Origin of the sequence: Octadecabacter sp. R77987 (assembly GCF_042466115.1) — a bacterium.
Taxonomy (GTDB): Bacteria; Pseudomonadota; Alphaproteobacteria; order Rhodobacterales; family Rhodobacteraceae; genus SW4.
The window spans coordinates 3,161,419-3,179,761 of the sequence record NZ_JAXHBQ010000001.1 but is presented as its reverse complement, the minus strand read 5'-3'; the positions used below and the strand labels follow the sequence as shown (position 1 = coordinate 3,179,761).

Annotated in this window: 20 protein-coding genes; 10 read left to right on the top strand and 10 right to left on the bottom strand. The window is 60.9% G+C overall.

Translation table 11 applies throughout. From position 1 onward, the window contains the following. Positions 1-33 precede the first annotated feature (33 nt). Positions 34-411, top strand: coding sequence for a hypothetical protein (locus SJY21_RS16125; RefSeq protein ID WP_377513022.1), 378 nt, complete (start codon positions 34-36; stop codon positions 409-411). Here SJY21_RS16125 and SJY21_RS16120 read toward each other — a convergent pair. Continuing rightward, the gene (locus tag SJY21_RS16120; RefSeq protein ID WP_377513020.1) at positions 408-1,211 is read right to left on the bottom strand and encodes a transglycosylase SLT domain-containing protein; all 804 of its coding nucleotides are present in this window, start codon (positions 1,209-1,211) and stop codon (positions 408-410) included. The genes SJY21_RS16125 and SJY21_RS16120 overlap by 4 nt on opposite strands. A gap of 74 nt (positions 1,212-1,285) precedes the next feature. Beyond that, positions 1,286-1,897 carry a transglycosylase SLT domain-containing protein gene (locus SJY21_RS16115; protein ID WP_377513018.1) on the bottom strand — a complete coding sequence of 204 codons (612 nt, stop codon included), beginning with the start codon at positions 1,895-1,897 and terminating at the stop codon, positions 1,286-1,288. Positions 1,898-2,070: 173 nt separating this feature from the next. Here SJY21_RS16115 and gatB point away from each other — a divergent pair, with 173 nt between their 5' ends. From gatB to SJY21_RS16100, 3 genes are all read left to right on the top strand, one after another. Next, entirely contained in the window at positions 2,071-3,582 is a 1,512-nt protein-coding gene (gatB, locus tag SJY21_RS16110) for an Asp-tRNA(Asn)/Glu-tRNA(Gln) amidotransferase subunit GatB (protein ID WP_377513016.1), read from the top strand. 121 nt (positions 3,583-3,703) lie between these two features. Then, a complete protein-coding gene (locus tag SJY21_RS16105) occupies positions 3,704-4,147 on the top strand; it encodes a c-type cytochrome (RefSeq protein ID WP_377513014.1) in 444 nt (147 codons plus the stop codon). A gap of 134 nt (positions 4,148-4,281) precedes the next feature. Further along, on the top strand, positions 4,282-4,710 hold the full coding sequence (locus SJY21_RS16100) for a DUF4177 domain-containing protein (RefSeq protein ID WP_377513012.1): 429 nt from the start codon (positions 4,282-4,284) through the stop codon (positions 4,708-4,710). Here the strand turns inward: SJY21_RS16100 and SJY21_RS16095 are convergent, their stop codons facing one another. Next, the gene (locus tag SJY21_RS16095; protein ID WP_377513010.1) at positions 4,711-4,965 is read right to left on the bottom strand and encodes a BolA family protein; all 255 of its coding nucleotides are present in this window, start codon (positions 4,963-4,965) and stop codon (positions 4,711-4,713) included. It abuts the gene before it with no gap. 79 nt (positions 4,966-5,044) lie between these two features. On the opposite strand from SJY21_RS16095, the gene SJY21_RS16090 reads away from it, so the two are divergent. Then, on the top strand, positions 5,045-5,680 hold the full coding sequence (locus tag SJY21_RS16090; protein ID WP_377513008.1) for a DnaJ domain-containing protein: 636 nt from the start codon (positions 5,045-5,047) through the stop codon (positions 5,678-5,680). Here SJY21_RS16090 and SJY21_RS16085 read toward each other — a convergent pair. The 6 genes from SJY21_RS16085 to SJY21_RS16060 form a co-directional block, all read right to left on the bottom strand. Further along, entirely contained in the window at positions 5,677-6,213 is a 537-nt protein-coding gene (locus tag SJY21_RS16085) for a hypothetical protein (RefSeq protein WP_377513006.1), read from the bottom strand. The two genes, SJY21_RS16090 and SJY21_RS16085, sit on opposite strands and share 4 nt — an antisense overlap. Positions 6,214-6,271: 58 nt before the next feature. Next, positions 6,272-6,736: a hypothetical protein gene (locus SJY21_RS16080; protein ID WP_377513004.1), complete on the bottom strand. Its 465-nt coding sequence runs from the start codon at positions 6,734-6,736 to the stop codon at positions 6,272-6,274. Positions 6,737-6,842: 106 nt separating this feature from the next. Next, on the bottom strand, positions 6,843-7,301 hold the full coding sequence (gene msrB / locus SJY21_RS16075; protein ID WP_377513002.1) for a peptide-methionine (R)-S-oxide reductase MsrB: 459 nt from the start codon (positions 7,299-7,301) through the stop codon (positions 6,843-6,845). 104 nt (positions 7,302-7,405) lie between these two features. Beyond that, positions 7,406-7,966 carry a fasciclin domain-containing protein gene (locus SJY21_RS16070; protein ID WP_377513000.1) on the bottom strand — a complete coding sequence of 187 codons (561 nt, stop codon included), beginning with the start codon at positions 7,964-7,966 and terminating at the stop codon, positions 7,406-7,408. An 89-nt stretch (positions 7,967-8,055) separates the two neighbouring features. Then, positions 8,056-8,736, bottom strand: a complete 681-nt coding sequence (locus tag SJY21_RS16065) for an anti-sigma factor domain-containing protein (protein ID WP_377512998.1) — start codon at positions 8,734-8,736, stop codon at positions 8,056-8,058. Beyond that, positions 8,733-9,275, bottom strand: coding sequence for a sigma-70 family RNA polymerase sigma factor (locus SJY21_RS16060; protein ID WP_377512996.1), 543 nt, complete (start codon positions 9,273-9,275; stop codon positions 8,733-8,735). The genes SJY21_RS16065 and SJY21_RS16060 overlap by 4 nt, the downstream gene beginning before the upstream one ends. Positions 9,276-9,403: 128 nt before the next feature. Between SJY21_RS16060 and cobS the strand changes: the two genes are divergently transcribed. Genes cobS through SJY21_RS16040 form a run of 4 tightly spaced genes read left to right on the top strand, consistent with a single transcriptional unit; the run spans position 9,404 to position 14,485 of the window. Further along, complete coding sequence (cobS, locus tag SJY21_RS16055) at positions 9,404-10,390, top strand: cobaltochelatase subunit CobS (protein ID WP_377512994.1); 987 nt, start codon at positions 9,404-9,406, stop codon at positions 10,388-10,390. Positions 10,391-10,434: 44 nt separating this feature from the next. Next, entirely contained in the window at positions 10,435-12,309 is a 1,875-nt protein-coding gene (gene cobT, locus SJY21_RS16050) for a cobaltochelatase subunit CobT (protein WP_377512992.1), read from the top strand. After that, positions 12,310-14,112, top strand: coding sequence for an aminopeptidase P family protein (locus SJY21_RS16045; RefSeq protein ID WP_377512989.1), 1,803 nt, complete (start codon positions 12,310-12,312; stop codon positions 14,110-14,112). A gap of 31 nt (positions 14,113-14,143) precedes the next feature. Further along, positions 14,144-14,485 (top strand): DUF427 domain-containing protein, encoded by a 342-nt coding sequence (locus SJY21_RS16040; RefSeq protein ID WP_377512987.1) that lies wholly within the window; start codon positions 14,144-14,146, stop codon positions 14,483-14,485. On the opposite strand, the gene SJY21_RS16035 is transcribed toward SJY21_RS16040, so the two are convergent. Continuing rightward, positions 14,482-16,170, bottom strand: a complete 1,689-nt coding sequence (locus SJY21_RS16035; protein ID WP_377512985.1) for a chloride channel protein — start codon at positions 16,168-16,170, stop codon at positions 14,482-14,484. The two genes, SJY21_RS16040 and SJY21_RS16035, sit on opposite strands and share 4 nt — an antisense overlap. A 176-nt stretch (positions 16,171-16,346) precedes the next feature. Here SJY21_RS16035 and SJY21_RS16030 point away from each other — a divergent pair, with 176 nt between their 5' ends. Further along, on the top strand, positions 16,347-18,113 hold the full coding sequence (locus SJY21_RS16030; protein ID WP_377512983.1) for a helix-turn-helix transcriptional regulator: 1,767 nt from the start codon (positions 16,347-16,349) through the stop codon (positions 18,111-18,113). Positions 18,114-18,343 lie beyond the last annotated feature (230 nt).

Genomic DNA, 18,343 nt, shown 5'->3' with positions numbered 1-18,343 from the left:
TCCGGGCGTAGCGCGCCGGCGGCTTTGCTTTTAGTGGCGATCTGGCTTGTGGTTCTGTCAGCGGTGATCGTGATTTCACTGGCGTGGTGGATCGCGGCAGCGATCCTGTTGTTCACCCTGCCCGCGATCTGGGATATGGTCAGCAACCGCCAAAGCCATATCAGCGTCGACGACACCAGCCTGCGCTGGCAATCGGGCAAACACAGCGGCGCAATCCCCTTGCAAGATATCGCCAAAGTGCGGATCGACCGCCGCCTTGATATGTCTTACCGGATTGCGGCGGTGATGGTGGACGGGCGCAAACTGCGCCTGCCACCCGACACGCAACCCCCCGTGGACGACCTCGAGGCGGCCCTGAACGCAGCGAATGTCAAAACCGAACGCAATCCGTTTTCGCTGCTGGGGGTTTAGCCGCCAAGACCCACAGGGCGCATCCGTGGGCGGATCGATTCCAACGGCACGCAATAGGTTTGCTGGCGCGTCCAGGCCGACATTTCCGCGATCTTGCCGCGGTTCGTCATTGGGCCCCAATCGGCCGCCACCCCGCGCCAACGCCCGTCATGCAAAGCCACGGCGCGGTCACGCGGCACGGTCACGGCCATGATACGGGCCGCACAAGACAGGTTGTCTTCGGGGTCGGTCAGTGCGTCACCGGTGCGGGCTCGACAGCCATAACGGCGCGCCGTGTCGGGATAGATTTGCAGCAGGCCGAACCACAGATTGCCGCCCCCCACCGCATCTGGGCGATAGGTGCTTTCGTGCTTGGCCAGTGCCGACATCATGCCCGCCCAGAACGCACGCCGCAGTTCGGGCGGGTTATCGGTATAGGCAGGGCACCATGCTTCAATGTCGCGCGGCACGGTTGTTTCAAGTGGCTGGCCGTGCATCGCGATGGCCGACATGGCCGCACGGGTCCAGAGTTCACCGTTGGGGTGGAAATCCCAGCGTGCGCGGGGCTGAAATGATGCCCGCGCCACGGGGCGCACCGAAGGCGGCGTGGTTTCGATGACAACCGGATAGCGCAGCATATGCGCGGGGCGGGTAACGGGACGGATCGCAGCCAGTCGCGCCCGCTCAGCGGCGATGCGCATTTCAACGGCATCGGCGCGTGACAGGGGGCGCACAGGCGCTTGCGGGGATGATTGCGCCACGGCGGACATCCCGAACAGTGCCGCGATAATCCCCCCCAGGATGATCGTTCTTGCAGACATGAGCGGGACACTGCACCGTTTTGGCACGCGCAATCAAGAAAAATCGCGCGCTATCGGTGGCTTGCGGCCTACCCTTAAGGTTGGCAATAGGACTGGGCCGATACCCAGGCGCGCATGTCTTCGCGTTTGGCGGCACTGTGGAACGGCCCCCAATCGGCGGCCAAACCGCGCCCGCCAGCAGCAACGACCCCATCACGCGGCACCGTCACGGCGGCAATGCGCACCGCACAGGACAGGTTCGCAGACCCGTCCTGCAATGCCGCGCCTGAACCGGCTGCACAGCCATATCCGCGCGCGGTGGCTGGGGCAATCTGCACAAGACCAAACCAGCGCCCGCCGCCGCCAACGGCCTGCGGATTCCATGTGCTTTCGTGTTTGGCAAGCGTGCTGAGCATCCCGGCCCAGAAAGCCGCGCGCTGTTCTTCATCCGCGTCAGGGTATGCGGGGCACCAGCTGGCGATATCGGCAGGGACCAGATCTAGCAGCGGCGATCCGTGGGTTTCGAGCGCCGTGAAGGTGGCGGCGGTCCATGCATCACTTTGCGCCGAATGATCCCAGCGCATCGCGGCGGGAAAGCTTTCGGCTGTCAGTTCGGCGGTGGGGGTGGCGGCCTCGGGGGCGCTACAGGCAGAGACAAGTGCGCCAAGGGCGGCACAAAGAATCAGGGAACGCGCAGAAAATGTCATGATTTCAAGCCATGGGCTGTTGATGATCCTGTCAGATGCAAAGGAATCCACGGTTCCGTCTAGCCCACCCCCTACGCGCGGGGCCATTTTGGGCGGTAAGGCGCGCATCAACGCCTTGAAGCCCTGCGCCAGACCCCCTATTCAATCACCGTTGACGCCCAAAGGATCACCCCATGCTTGACCTGACTTATGACGCCCCCAAACCCAAGGTAATCGCTGGTGCGAAACACGATTGGGAACTGGTGATCGGGCTTGAGGTCCATGCACAGGTCGCCACAGCGGCGAAACTGTTTTCCGGCGCATCGACCCTGTTCGGGGCCGAACCCAATTCCAACGTGGCCTTTGTGGACGCGGGCATGCCGGGCATGTTGCCGGTGATCAACGAAGGCTGCGTTGCGCAGGCCGTGCGCACCGGGCTGGGCCTGAAGGCACAGATCAACCTGATGTCTGCCTTTGACCGCAAGAATTACTTCTACCCCGATCTGCCGCAGGGCTATCAGATTTCCCAGCTTTACCACCCGATCGTCGGCGAAGGCGAAGTGCTGGTTGAAATGGGCAACGGGCTGGCGCGCCTTGTGCGTATCGAACGTATCCACCTTGAACAGGACGCGGGCAAATCCATTCACGACATGGACCCGAACATGTCGTTTGTCGATCTGAACCGCACGGGCGTCGCCTTGATGGAGATCGTTTCCCGCCCCGATATTCGCGGCGCGGACGAGGCTGCGGCCTATGTTCTGAAACTACGCCAGATCCTGCGTTATCTGGGCACCTGTGACGGCAATATGCAAAACGGCAACCTGCGCGCCGATGTGAACGTATCGGTCTGCCGCCCCGGTGATTACGAGAAATATCAGGCCACGCAGGACTTCGGCCATCTTGGCACGCGCTGCGAGATCAAGAACATGAACTCCACCCGTTTCATTCAGGCCGCGATTGACGTCGAGGCCCGCCGCCAGATTGCCATTCTGGAAGACGGGGGCAAGATCGTTCAGGAAACCCGCCTGTATGATCCAGACAAGAACGAAACACGATCCATGCGTTCCAAGGAAGAAGCGCATGATTACCGCTATTTCCCCGATCCCGATCTGCTACCGCTGGAAATTGAACAGGCGTGGGTTGATGACATTTCCGCCTCCCTGCCCGAACTGCCCGACGACAAGAAGGCGCGCTTTATCACTGATTTTGGACTGTCGGATTATGACGCAAGCGTGTTGACCGCCGATGTGACCAACGCCGCCTTCTTTGAGCAGGTTGCGCAGGGCAATGACGGAAAGCTGGCGGCGAACTGGGTCATCAACGAATTGTTCGGCCGGTTGAAAAAGGACGACAAGGGAATCGATGAAAGCCCGATTTCGGCAGTGCGGATTGGGCAGATCGTCGCTTTGATCAAGTCCGACAAGATCAGCGGCAAAATCGCCAAGGACGTTTTTGACATCGCCTATACCCAAGACCGCGACCCTGTCGAAATCGTCAAGACCGAAGGGATGGAGCAAGTCACCGATACCGGCGCCATCGAAGCAGCCGTGGACGAAATCATTGCCGCCAATCCCGCACAGGTGGAAAAGGCCAAGGCCAATCCGAAACTGGCGGGCTGGTTTGTGGGGCAAGTGATGAAAGCCACAGGCGGCAAGGCCAACCCCGCAGCCGTCAACAAACTGGTGAGCGAAAAACTGGGGCTTTGACCCACGCAGGCGTGACCGTTTGGCGCGCCTTCCCCCCCTAGACGGGCCTGCGTGACAGGACTAGATAGTCGACCGGACCCAATGGCAGCCTGATGCTGCCGGTAACCAATTGGAGTTGAGAATGAACGTTTTGAAAATCGCCGCCGCCTTGACCGTGATCGCCGGATCGGCTTTCGCCGAAAGCCACGCTTCGGGTGATGCCGCCAACGGCGAAACCCTGTTCGCGCGCCAATGCGTTGCCTGTCACGTTGTGGCTGACGCCGAGGGCGAAGTGCTTGCTGGCCGCAATGCCAAGGTCGGGCCGAACCTGTTCGGGATCGCCGGTGCGACGCCCGGCACAGTCGAGGATTTCCGCTATGGTGACGCGATCGTCGCTGCGGGCGAAACCGGTGCCGTGTTCGACGAAGCCACATTCGTGGCCTACACCATGGACCCAACCGCGTGGCTGCGCGACGTGACCGAAGATGCGCGCGCGCGCTCCAAGATGTCGTTCAAAGTGCGCAGCGAAACGGATGCGGCGGACCTTTACGCGTATCTGGCCACTTTCGCACCCGCTGCGGAATAAGCCCGACACCACTACATCTTGGGCCGTCCTGTGATCAGGGCGGCCCTTTTTGTTATGCGACGATTTTTCAAGGCCGGCGTTGGACTTGGGCGGCGCAGTTGATAGATTGGCGCAGTCGTTCAAAGGATTCTGCCATGACCACCTATGCCTACAAAGTTGTGCCCGCCCCCAAAAAGGGCCAGCGCGCCAAAGGTGTGAAAACTCCCGAGGGGCGCTTTGCCAATGCGCTTGAGGTGGTGATGAACGAGATGGGCGCGCAGGGCTGGGAATACCAGCGCACCGACACGCTGCCTTGCGAAGAACGCGCCGGACTGACGGGGCGCACGACCACGTTTCAGAACATGCTGGTGTTTCGCCGTGCGATTGAAGACGACGCAAACCTCGCGCCACGCGAACTTGACCCGACGCCTGTGGCCCTTGCCGCTCCGGCCCCCCTGCCCATGATCGCCAAGCCCGAGGAACGCGTGACCGAAACACTGTCGCAAGACGTAACACCCCAGGACAACGTCAACGCCGAACCTACCCCTGACACGCCGGAAAAAACCGGAGTCGCCGCCGAGTAATCAGACGATGTCGATGCTCAGGGCGTGAATGCGTCCGATGATCCGATCGCCAAGGGCTGCGTGAACCGCGCGATGGCGGGCAATGCGTGACATGTCGGCCAGTGACGGCGCGGAAATCACGATCCGCCAATGGCTTTCGCCCGACCCGTCATCGCCCGCGTGACCTGCGTGCATATAGCTTTCGTTGATCACCTCAAGCGAGGTCGGTGCCAGTGCCTCCGTCAAAGCGGTGTGAATTTCTTGCTCAAGCTGCATTATTTTGCCCTTTGCCCCTTCAATCTGCTGACACACGGCTTAAACTCATGCGTCCGAGTCGAAAAGGTAAGACATACAAATGGCCAAAAGCGATCCCTTCGGTTTCGACATGTCGGTGTCGAGCTCCAAAAAGAAAAACCCGCGCGGACGGCGCGGCATGTCGGGTGCGTCTGAAACCTCGACCCGTGTCTGCGACAATCCGGGATGCGAGGAATCGGGCAAATACCGTGCGCCGAAATCGCCCGATATTCTGGATGACTACTATTGGTTCTGTAAGGACCACGCGCGCGAGTATAACCTGAAGTGGAACTTTTTCGACGGATCGACCGAAAAGGAATATCTGGAACAGGTCGACAAGGATCGCGTCTGGGAACGCGAAACCAAACCTTTCGGCAAGAAATCCGAAGAACAGCGGGCTTGGGCGCGGCTGGGTGTGGACGACCCGCATCAGGTGTTGGGCCAGAATGCGACGCAAAACCCCGGCAAATCAGTGACCGGATCAACCCGCAAGCTGCCCCCGACGGAACGGCGCGCGATTGATATTCTTGAAGCCAAGGATCACTGGACCAAGACGGAAATTCGCAAGGCCTACAAGTCGCTGATCAAGGTGCTGCATCCCGACATGAATGGCGGGGACCGCTCGCAAGAGGAACAGCTGGCTGAAGTTGTTTGGGCCTGGGACCAGATCAAGACCAGCCGCCACTTTACCAGTTAACTGACGCGGCCTGCCATGCGCAGGCGGTGTGACGATCTGCGCACCGGCATCGGCGGCACAGGCTTGGCAAAGATCGACTCGCGCTCGATGTGCCAGCGTAACATCAACACGTGCACCGACAGAAGGTTGGCAAACCACAGCATTGCAAGCATCGGCGCGCTTGTAAGGGTCACGCCCAGTGTGAACGGGCCGAACATCGTGCCGTAAAGCGGCAGCGCAAGCGTGCCTGCGATCAGCGCGCCGACAAAGCTGATCCAGACCGTGCCAAAGGCCGCACGATAGACGCCGCGCAGGCCAGGCTGGCCAATCTTGTCGCGCGCCAGAAACAAGGCTGCGGCCGCGCCAATCCCGCCACTGATCACGATCCACAGATCATACCATGTGAGCCCCGTGCCCAACACCCGTTCGCCATTCATCCGCGTCACGGTCACGAATGCAAACCCCGCGCCAAACAACGCCACGGCAATATAGGCAAGCGCGCGGGCGCGTTCACCTTGGGTCGGGATTTGACGATTACGCCATAGCTTGCGCATAGAGACTCCGTTCACGTTCCCCGGCTAATTGCCAAACGAAGGTGGCATCAACGTGGCATCAGGGCGCGACTTGGGAAATGCTTTGTTTCCGGTCTGTGGACAGACGCGGCAGATAATGCTGCAAAACAAGGTGGGTGCAGGCCATCAATGTCAGCCAAAGCAACAGTAGCAGCGGGAATTGGACAAGGTAGATGACAACTGCTGCCGCCCCCAACACCGTGCCGATCCCGACAGCCAGAAACGTCCCGCCAAGCGCCCCGCCCAGGATTGTCGCCAGCACCGCGCCGCCCAACGCCCAAAACCATCCCGCAGGTCCGGCCCGACCGAAAGACCATGTGCACAACGCGCCTGCCAGCGCCGCCCCCGGGAATGCGACAAGCGGCACAAGCCAGCCCTGCCCCGGCAACCATTCCCCATGGTTTGACGGAGTTGCGTGAACAACCTCCATGACCACGCCGACGCATCCGCCCGTCAGCCCGATCAACAGCGCCGCCAGCAGCACCCGTTTCGTTTGATATGTCATGACGTCCCTTTCCATTCGCGTTTTCTCTTGGCTAGCAGGACAAATGCAAAGGGGCGGCGCACGATCTGTGCAGCCGCCCCGAAAGGTCGTGCAGGATTTCGGTAAATCAGGCGGCGCGGAACACCAATGACACGCCGTTCAGGCAATGGCGTTTGCCCGTTGGCGCGGGGCCGTCATCAAAAACATGCCCAAGGTGGCTGCCGCAGCGGCGGCAATGGCATTCGGTGCGGGTGCCAAACAGGCCCGGATCGGGCTTGGTGCCGATGGCGCCGGGCAGGCTTGCGTAAAAGCTGGGCCAACCGGTGCCGCTGTCGTATTTCGTGTCACTTGGATAAAGCGGCAAATCGCAGCCACGGCAAAAATACGTGCCCGCGTCATAAAGCTTGTCGAGCGGGCTGGAAAACGCCCGTTCTGTCGCTTCTTCACGCATAACGCGATATTGCAGGTCGCTCAGCATGGCGCGCCATTCGGATTCGGTGCGGGTGACTTCGAATGACTGGGCGTGTGCGGTTGTCCCCAGCAAGGGGGCCAGCATCGCGGAAAGGGTAAATGTGCGGCGGTTCATAACGGTCTCCTTTGGCAGGGGTTCTAACAAAATGCGCCGCCCCGGGGACAGACAAAGTGGGGCGGCGCACGATCATGTGATGGTCAGGTGATGACGCCCGGCATTTATTGCTTGGGCAGCAGCACGCGGTCGATCACATGGATCACGCCGTTGGACTGTTTCACATCCGCAATCGTGACGGTGGCCAAGCGGCCGTTTTCATCCGTCAGCGTGATGTCGTCCCCGTCCATTTCCGCCGTCAATGTGCAGCCGCCCACGGTTGGCACGGGGTGCGCGCCGCCATCATCGGCGATCATACCGGCAATTGCGTTCGACATGGCGTCGGCAGCAACCACATGGCATGTCAGGATTTGCGCCAGTTGTTCCTTGTTTTCATCCATCATCAAGGCACCCAGCGTTTCATCAGAGATCATCCCGAAGGCTTCGTCGGTCGGCGCAAACACGGTGAACGGGCCTTCGCCCTGAAGGGTTTCGACCAGACCAGCCTGTGCAACAGCCGCGACCAGCGTCGTGTGGATCGGCGAATTCATCGCATTGGCGATGATGTCCATTTCGGCGCTCATTTCAGCGCCGCCGACCATCGGATTTGTCGCATGGGCCTCGGCCAGTGCCATGCCTGTCAGTGTCAGGGATGTCGTGGCGGCAAGAAGTGTCGTGCGGATCATTGTGTCTCTCCTTTGGTTATTTCGGGCGTTTTTGCCCGAATTACCCCCAAGACACGTTGGCCCGCTGGCCCAAGTTTCAGATTATCCGATCACAGGGTCGTGAGCGGACCAACCGCCAGCACTACGCCCGTGGGCGCACCCGTGGGCGAACCGCCAAGCGGTTCGTCGCTGATTGCCAACACACCACCGTTCAGGGCCGCCACCAGATCGGCAGGCACGGTCAGACTGGCATTGGGATCATCGGGCAGAACGCCCAGTGACACAGGGGCGTTTTCCCCCGCGATCAGCCACAGTTCCAGCGCGCGCCCGTCGCGTGCAGACCCCGCGGCGCGGCTCACGCTTAGGGTGCGTGACGTTTCATCAAAGGCGGCCGTGACGATCAGGCTTTGATCCTCGGCGGCGATTTCCGCCACATAAGTTGGTGTGGGCGCAGGCGCCAGCAGCCCCAGATTGACGACAACGAACAGGATCAGCGCCGCCGCCGTGGCCCCCAGCAGGGCCGGCATCAGACCGATACGCTGCCAGACACTGCGCGGTTTGCCAAACAGCACCGCATCAATCGCCACCTTCGCCGATGCAGGCGGGGCAACGGCCGCAATATCATTGGTCATCGCAGCGAATGTGGTTGCCCAGTTCGCGTATTCATCGCGCAGATCAGGGTCTGTCGCCAATGCATCCTCAAAGGCGCGGGCCTCGGCGCTGTCCAGCAGCCCAAGCGCATATTCGGCGGCCAGTGCGCGGCCTTCCTCTTGTTCAAACGCTTGTGTCATGTGGACAGACACTCCCTAAGCTTCAACAGGCTGCGGCGCAGCCAGGTGCGGATCGTATTGAGGGGCTGGTCATAGCGCGCGGCCAGCTCCTTGTAGGTTTCGCCCTCCAGATAGGCGCGGCGCACGGCTTCGGCCCGATCGGGGGGCAATTCGGCCATGCAGGCGGCGATCTGTCGCGCCTCGGATGCGGCAACGGCCAGATCCTCGGGGCCCGGTGCGCCATCGGCAATCGCGGCGGCCTCGTCCATGCCCGCCCCGCGATCGCGGCGCGCGCGTAGGCGGTCAATCGCGTGGTTGCGCGACAGCGTGATCAGCCATGTCATCGGGCTGAACCCGTTCATCTGATAGCGGTCGGCCTTGTTCCAGACCTTGACGTAAATCTCTTGTAGGGCATCCTCGGCTTCGGCCCGGTTGCCCAAGACACGCAGGCACACCCCGAAAAGTTTCGCCGAGGTCGCAGCATAGAGCGCATCAAACGCCGCGCGGTCCCCAAGGGCCACGCGTGAAATCATCGTTTCAATGTCCTGCACTGTCGTCATTGCCACCTCTTTCCCCCCTAACATCGCGCAGTTTGCGCAAAAGGCAACACCCCCCTTCCCCTTGCAGGCGGGTGCGATATGTTGCATCCCGACACGGCGCGAATACAATGAAATGGAAGGCACGACCGATGGCCGACGGCAACACCGACATGCAGGCAAAACCCACCGAAGACTTTTCGGTCCGTGATGTGTTTGGCATCGACACAGACATGACAATCAAAGGGTTTGCCGAACCCAGCGACCGCGTGCCTGCGATTGACCCGACCTACAAGTTTGATCCCGACACGACCTTGGCGATCCTTGCGGGCTATGGCTATAACCGCCGCGTCATGGTGCAGGGCTACCACGGCACGGGTAAATCCACGCATATCGAACAGGTCGGCGCACGGCTGAACTGGCCCACGGTGCGTGTGAACCTTGACAGCCACATTTCGCGGATTGACCTGATCGGCAAGGACGCGATCAAACTGCGCGACGGCAAGCAGGTTACCGAATTCCACGAAGGCATCTTGCCCTGGGCGCTGCGCAATCCTGTGGCGCTGGTGTTTGATGAATATGACGCGGGGCGCGCCGATGTGATGTTCGTAATCCAGCGCGTGCTGGAACATGACGGCAAGCTGACCCTGATGGACCAGAACGAGATTATCACGCCCAACAAATACTTCCGCCTGTTCGCCACGGCCAACACTGTGGGTCTGGGCGACACGACGGGGCTTTATCACGGCACCCAGCAGATCAACCAGGCGCAGATGGACCGCTGGTCGCTGGTCGCCACGCTGAATTATCTGTCCCACGATGCGGAAACCGCGATTGTGTTGTCCAAGGCACCCACGTTCAACAACGAAAAAGGCCGCAAGACGATTTCGCAGATGGTGACGGTCGCCGACCTGACCCGCACCGCGTTCATGAACGGCGATCTGTCCACCGTGATGTCGCCACGCACCGTCATCGCATGGGCCGAAAACGCGCGGATTTTCCATGATGTGGGCTATGCCTTCCGCCTGAGCTTCCTCAACAAATGCGACGAACTGGAGCGCCAGACTGTGGCGGAATTCTACCAGCGGTGTTTTGACGAAGAACTGCCGGAGAGTGCCGCGAGCCTCAGCCTCGGTTAACAGTAACGTGGGTCTTGACCCACCTTACATAGAAATGGCGAAACGTGTCTAAACCCACTGACAACCCTGCTGATCCGTTCAAAAAGGCCCTCGCCGAGGCGACCAAGGTCATGGCGGACGACCCTGAATTGACGGTCAGCTATTCGGTTGATCCGGCGGGTCAGACGGCGGAAACGATCCGGCTGCCACAGGTGACGCGGCGTATGACCCGCGACGAGGTGCTGTTGGCCCGTGGCACGGCGGATGCTTTTGCCCTCCGCCACAAATTCCACGACCCGAAAATCGCCGCGAAATACATGCCCCAAGGGCAGATGGCCCGCGACCTATACGAGGCGATGGAAACCGCGCGGGTCGAGGCCGTGGGCGCGCGCCACATGCCGGGCACCGCAGGCAATATCGACGCGAAAATCGGCAACGAGGCCGCGCGCAAAGGCTACAACCAAATCCGCGACAAGGCCGAAGCGCCGCTGGCGACCGCCGCGGGCTATCTGATCCGCCACCTTGCGACAGGGCGCGATCTGCCCAAGGGCGCCGACAATATCATGGGCCTCTGGCGCGACTTTATCGAGGGTCAGGCAGGTGGCACGCTGGATGCGCTAGAGGATACCATTGGCGACCAACAGGCCTTTGCCAAATTCGCCCGCAAGATGATCGAGGATCTGGGGTATGGCGACCAGTTGGGCGATGACCCCGACAGCGGCGAGGACGAGGAAGATCAGGCGGACCAGTCCGAGGAGGACGAAGAACAACCCGACAGCACCGGTGAAGACGACGGCGAAGACGAAGAAGCCGAAGCCAGCGCCGAGCAATCCCAAGAGGACCAGCAAGACGCCAGTCAGGCGCAGGTTTCGATGGATGACCTCGCCGACGAGGAAATGGCCGACGAGACCGAGATGCCCGAAGGCGAGGCCCCGCTTGATCCGCCCGCGCCCCAGCCCGTATCGGACGCCGACCCGAACTATGCCGTTTACAAGACTGATTTCGATGAAGAAATAGGCGCCGAGGACTTGGCTGAACCTGCCGAATTGGAACGCCTGCGCGCCTATCTGGATCAGCAGCTGGAACCCCTGAAAGGGGCCGTCTCGCGCCTTGCCAACAAGTTGCAACGTCGCCTTCAGGCGCAGCAAAACCGGTCATGGGAGTTTGACCGCGAGGAAGGCATTCTGGACGCTGGACGTCTGGCGCGCGTGGTCGCCAACCCGACCACACCGCTGTCTTTCAAAGTCGAAAAAGACACCGAATTCCGCGATACCTGCGTGACGCTGCTGCTGGATAACTCCGGCTCGATGCGGGGCCGCCCGATTTCGATTGCCGCGATTTGTGCAGATGTTCTGGCGCGCACGCTGGAGCGCTGTCAGGTCAAGGTTGAAATCCTCGGGTTCACCACCCGCGCATGGAAGGGTGGCAGCAGCCGCGAAGCATGGCTGGCTGACGGGCGCCCGCAACAGCCCGGCCGTTTGAACGATCTACGCCACATCATCTACAAAAGTGCCGATGCCCCGTGGCGGCGTTCGCGCGATAATCTGGGCTTGATGATGAAAGAAGGCCTGCTGAAAGAGAACATCGACGGCGAGGCGCTGGAATGGGCGCACCGGCGTATGGCCGCGCGCCGCGAGGCCCGCAAAGTGCTGATGGTGATCAGTGACGGCGCGCCGGTGGACGATTCAACTTTGTCGGTTAACCCCGCGAATTACCTGGAAAAACACCTGCGCGACGTGATCGCGATGGTCGAGAAACGCAAGATGGTCGAACTGATCGCCATCGGCATCGGCCATGACGTGACCCGCTATTACGACCGCGCCGTGACGATCACGGATGTGGAACAACTGGCGGGCGCGATGACCGAACAACTGGCGTCACTGTTCGACACAGACCCGCGCAAACGCGCACGGGTTCTGGGGATGAAAAAGGTCGGCTAGATGTTCCAAACCTTCGCCGACAGCGCCTCTCCCGCCCAAGGCCCGCCGCGGCTGAAAGCCCTGCGCAAGGCCATGGCGGCGGTCAACGTAGATGGATTTCTGGTGCCGCGCGCAGATGCCCATCAGGGCGAATATGTGGCCCCCAGTGATGCCCGCCTTGAATGGCTGACGGGGTTTACCGGATCGGCGGGGTTTGCCTGCGTGTTGTCCGATATTGCGAGTGTGTTCATCGACGGGCGCTACCGTGTGCAGGTGCGCGATCAGGTGGCGGATGTGTTCACGCCCGTGCATTCGCCCGAGGTGCAGCTGGCCGATTGGCTGGGCGAGCGTTTGACGACAGGTGCCAAGGTTGGATTTGATCCGTGGCTTCACACCGCAAAGGAAATTGACGGGCTGCGCAAAGACCTTGCCCCCAAGGGCATCCAGATCGTTGCGACTGCCAACCTTGTCGATGACATCTGGGACGATCGCCCTGCCCCACCTATGGCAGCCTTTACCGCCTATCCTGATGATCTGGCAGGCAAATCCCACGCCGATAAACGCGCCGGGATCGCGACCGAATTGACCAAGGCGGGGGTTGCCTCGGCCGTTTTGACCCTGCCCGACAGCATCGCTTGGCTGCTCAATATCCGTGGCACGGATGTGGAACGCAACCCTGTCCCGCAGGCATTCGCCGTGATCCACGCCAGTGGTCAGGTCGAACTGTTTGCGCGCAAGGGCAAGGCGGACGGGATCGCGCTGCACCTTGGGGCGGATGTGACAATACACGATGAAAGCACATTTTTGGGCGCGCTGGCCACGTTGAAAGGCCCCGTGCAGATCGACCCGAAATCTGCGCCGCAAATCGTTGCCGACACGCTGGAACAGGCTGGCATCAAGGTTGCGCAGGGCGATGATCCCTGCCTTTTGCCCAAGGCGATCAAGACCGATGCGGAAATTGCGGGCGCGCGCGCCGCGCATTTGCGCGACGGAGCGGCGATGGTGAATTTCCTTGCGTGGCTTGACTGCGAAGCCCCCAAAGGGCGCCTTACCGAAATTGATGTGGTCACGGCGCTGGAAGGGTTCCGCCGTGCGACCAACGCCCTGCTTGATATCAGCTTTGAAACCATCAGCGGTGCGGGCGAACACGGCGCCGTGGTGCATTACCGCGTGACCGAAAGCACGAACCGGCCTGTGCGCGAGGGTGAATTGCTGCTTGTCGACAGTGGCGGCCAGTATATCGACGGGACCACCGACATCACCCGCACCTTGGCCATTGGCGCGCCAACGCACGAACAGCGCGCCTGTTTCACCCGTGTCTTGCAAGGGATGATCGCAATCAGCCGCGCGCGGTTCCCCGTGGGCGTGACGGGTGCGCATCTGGATTCGCTGGCGCGCTATCCCCTTTGGCTGGCGGGGATGGACTATGATCACGGCACGGGCCACGGTGTAGGTGCCTACCTAAGTGTCCACGAAGGCCCGCAGGGCATTTCGCGCCGCGCCGCGCCCATCCCGCTGGAACGCGGCATGATCCTGTCCAACGAACCGGGGTATTACCGCGAGGGTGCGTTCGGCATCCGCATCGAGAACCTGATCACCGTGGTCGATGCGCCCGCCCTGAAGGGCGCCGACGACCGCGCGATGCTGGCATTCGACACGCTGACCCATGTGCCGATTGATCGCCAGCTGATTGATGCACAGTTGCTGACCGCGGATGAACGCGCTTGGCTGAACGATTATCACGCCGCGACTCTGGCGCTGATCGGCCCCCGTGTTGATGGCGACGCACTTGCGTGGCTCGACAAGGCCTGCGCGCCACTGTAATCAGTGCGCAACGACATGCGGGGGAACATCCATGAGCGACCATATCACCATCAGGCCGGTCAATGGCACCTATGTCGTGCGCGCCGGCGGTGCCGTGTTGGGGGAAACCACCCGCGCACTGGAACTGACCGAAGGCAGCTATCCACCGGTGATCTACATCCCGCGCGAAGATATCGCGATGGCCTTTCTGGATAAGTCAGACACCACATCCTCCTGCCCGCACAAGGGTCAGGCAACCTATTACAACATCGCGGCCAAAAGCGGCACGATTGCCGATGCGGCCTGGTCCTACGAAGCGCCAAAGGACGCCGTGACCGATATCGCGGGCCACCTTGCGTTTTATGGCAACAAGGTCGCCGTCGAGCAGGTCTAGGAGTGTTCTTCGGCTGAAATATCGGCCAGGGCACGGTTCAGCGCCCTGAGGGCATCGACCTGAAACAAAGCACCCCATAATTCGGGTGGGCTGTCCTCTCCGCCCAAGGTCACGACGGGAATAAACGTTGCATTCGTTGCCTCGAAAATCGGCATGGCCTGTTCCAACGTGGCATTGCCGTCGATATAGGTGCCTTCCTCGATCATGTCCCAGCAGCGGTCTTGGGGCGCGGCGCGTTTCGCGTCTTTGGCGCGCATGACTGATGCAACCTTGAAGGTGGCCAGCAAATAGGCTTGCGGGCCGGCGGCCAGATGGATGCCCTGCCGTTCCAGTGTTGTCAAAAAGAACGACCGGTCCACAAGCCGTGATGACAGTGCCGTTGACAGCGACACGGCCACCATCACCGCCAGCCCGGTTTGCCAATCGCCCGTCAATTCGAACACGATCAGCGTGGTGGAAATCGGCGCACCCAGCACCGCCGCCGCCACCGCGCCCATGCCTGCCAGCGCATAAAGCGTCTGTTCACCCGACACGTCCGGAAAGATCGCCGTGGCGACGATGCCAAAAGCCAGCCCGGTCAATGCGCCAATCATCAGCGAGGGCGAAAATATCCCACCGCCCATGCGCCCGCCCATGGTGATCGCCACCGCGATGATCTTGAGACAGACAAAAACCACCGCCTCGTGGAACACCAGCTTGCCGGTCAGGGCCTCGGATGTGGTTTCATAGCCGACACCGATGATATGCGGGAAATAGATCGCCAATGCGCCCAGCAACGCCCCTGCCACGGCCGGGCGCAACCCGCGCGGCAGGCCAGTGCGGGCCTGAACGTAGTTGGCGATATCATCGGCCCAAAAGATCGCGCGCATCAGAATGACCGCGACCAACCCGCACAACAGACCCAGCATCAGAAAGGCGGGCAGTTCCACATAAAACGACAGCGTGTTGCCCACGGGCAGGATAAATTCGGTGACGTCGCCGTGCGCAGTGCGGCTGATGATCGTGCCCGTCACACTGGCAATCACGATCGGCGCAAAGGCATGGACGGCAAAGTGGCGCAGGATCACCTCGAGCGCGAACAAGGCACCGGCAATGGGCGCGTTAAAGCTGGCCGAAACGGCCGCCGCCACGGCACAGCCCAGCAGGTCGCGCCCGGTGATCCCGTCGGCGCGGATCAGACGGCAGATCATCGTCGATACCACAGCCGCCAGATGCACCACCGGCCCTTCACGCCCTGATGACCCGCCTGACGACAGGGTGATAAAGCTGGCCAACGCCGATACGGCCCCGCGGCGCACCTCGACCCGCCCGTCATTCAGCGCGGCCCCCTCGATCACATCCGCGACCGAGCGCACGCGCCCGTCATCGGTAAAACGGTCCAGCAAGATACCAACCACCAGCCCGCCGCAAATCGGGATCGCCAGGACCCAGTACCATTCCAGCGAGGCGGCAAAGCTGTGCAGGCGGTTCACGTCATCGGTGCCGTAGAGCAATGCTTGCAGCCATTCGATGCCCAAACGAAACAACAGCGCAGCAAATCCGGCGGCAATGCCGATCACCAGCGCAATAAACCAGAATTGCACTTGTGACGGGCCACGTGTGCGCACCATTTCCCAGCCATGTGACAAGGTCTGTTGCAGCGCGGAACGTGTCTTCTCAATCCAATGATCGTCCTGATTGGCCATTGATTTCCTTGCCCGTCGCACCAATTTGAAGCCCAGCATGGCTGGATCACGCCAAAGGGCAAGAGGGATGGGGTCGGAAAAACGGATATCTTGGCCTGTTTGGCTACTCAGTGGGAAATGTTCGCTTTTTCCGACGTGTAAGGCTATGATGCGATAAGGGAAGTGAATGCTGCACAATGACTTCTGACCGCGATACACCGAAAGACGCCGCCGATGACGGTGGGGTGATCGACCGCCTATACGAGGTGGCGGTCAACCCGATGCGTTATGAGGAACTGCTGGACCACTGGGAGGCAATGATTGCCCCTCAACGGGCCGCAAGCGCGAATGAGAGCGGTGCGCCTGCCCTTGGGCTTGATGCCTTTACCGGCCACTTCCAGCGGGCCGACAAGGTGCTGGACCGCTTTATCGCGGAAACCGAAAACGACACGCCGCAAGCGATGATCGCACGGATCAGGCAGACGGCGGCGCTGGCGGTCGACAAGTCCTTGCGTCTGATCGCGGTCAATGCCGCAGGTGCACAGGTGTTTGGTGTGACCAGCGGTGCGCATTTGCGCGAACTGCCACTGGCCGATGGCGAGGCCGCGCTTTTGACCGCGCAGGCCGACCGGTTGATCAACGGCAATTCCCACGATCCGGTGATCTTGCGGCTGCGGATGGCCGAAACGGACCGACCGATGGTGGCACATTTGCGGATCGTGACCCCTGCGGACAAGCAGCCCTTCGTGATCATTCTAAGTTCCCAGGTGCAATGGCCCGCCGCCTTTGGCGACATGCTGCACACCGCCTTTGATCTGTCGCCCACCGAAATCGAGGTGGTGCGCGGGCTCACTCTTGGCCAGTCCCTGAGCGATATTGCCGATGCGCGCGGGCGCAGCATTGATACGATACGCGCGCAACTGAAATCGGTGATGGGCAAGACCGAAACGCGCAGCCAGTCCGAACTGGTGCGCCTGACCCTGTCGACCATGGAAATCGCGCAGTTTTCCGAGGAAATTGCCGCACAGACACCTGAAACATCCCAAGGGTTCGACACGCTTGAACCGCGACCGTTCCAAAGCATGACAACGGTGGACGGGCGCCGCCTTGATTACCTGATCCTGGGCGATCCGGCGGGCAAACCCTGCTTTTTCTTCCCTCTGGATTATGGATTGGTGCGCTGGCCCGCCAGCGCCGAGGCCGAAGCCGCGCGCCGTGGCATCAAGATCATAGTGCCTGTGCGCCCCGGTTACGGCATGTCGACGCCGCTGCGCAAAGGCGTGCCTTATGTGGCGCAACTGGCCGATGACATGTGCGCGCTGCTGGATCATCTGGGCGTGGACAAGCTGCCGCTGATCACCCTGGGTGGCGACAGTTTCATCGCCATCGCCTTTCACGCAGCCTATCCCGAACGTCTGACCGGGTTGATCTGTTGCGCGGGTGTCCTGCCTTTGACGCGGGCCGAACAATACGAACGCATGGACAAATGGCACCGCTTTATTCTGGCCGGCGCGCGCTATACGCCGCACCTTTTGCCCTTTATGGTCAAGGCCGGTTTTGCCCTTGCACGCAAGCTGGGCAAGCGGGGTTTCGTGAACGCGGTTTACGGCAAGTCGCAAGCCGATGTGGCAACCTTTGAAATTGACGAAGTCTATGAGGCGATCGTCTGCGGATCCGAAGTTGCCCTGTCGGACACCCATTCGGCCCATGACGCGTTTTCGCGCGAGGTCATCGCACATGAAACCACCGATTGGACCGCCGAAGTTGCGGCGCTGAAAGGGTCGGTGCCCGTGGTGTTCCTGAACGGATTGCAAGACCCGCAGGTGCCGCCCGCCACATTGAGCGAACATCAAAACGATCACCCGTGGATTGATTTTCGCGTCTATCCAGACGCGGGTCAGTTGTTGTTTTTCCTGAAATGGCGCGATGTCGTCCCGTTAATCGAAGAATTTCAACAGGGTTAACCGGGCATTACCCTGTTTGGGGTATGACGCCTACCTGCCATTATTGTATTCTGATTCCATAGAGACGCTGCTTTTTCCAAACCGCCGAAAGGCACCAGATTAGATTTTCAACGTGCCGCGTGAAGGTGAGTGGTCACAACGCACATTTTTCAAAACAGCCGCATCTGCGGCGCAATGACAGGCCGGATGGTGGCAATGGCACAAACGTATTTCCGTGCAAAACACCGTCC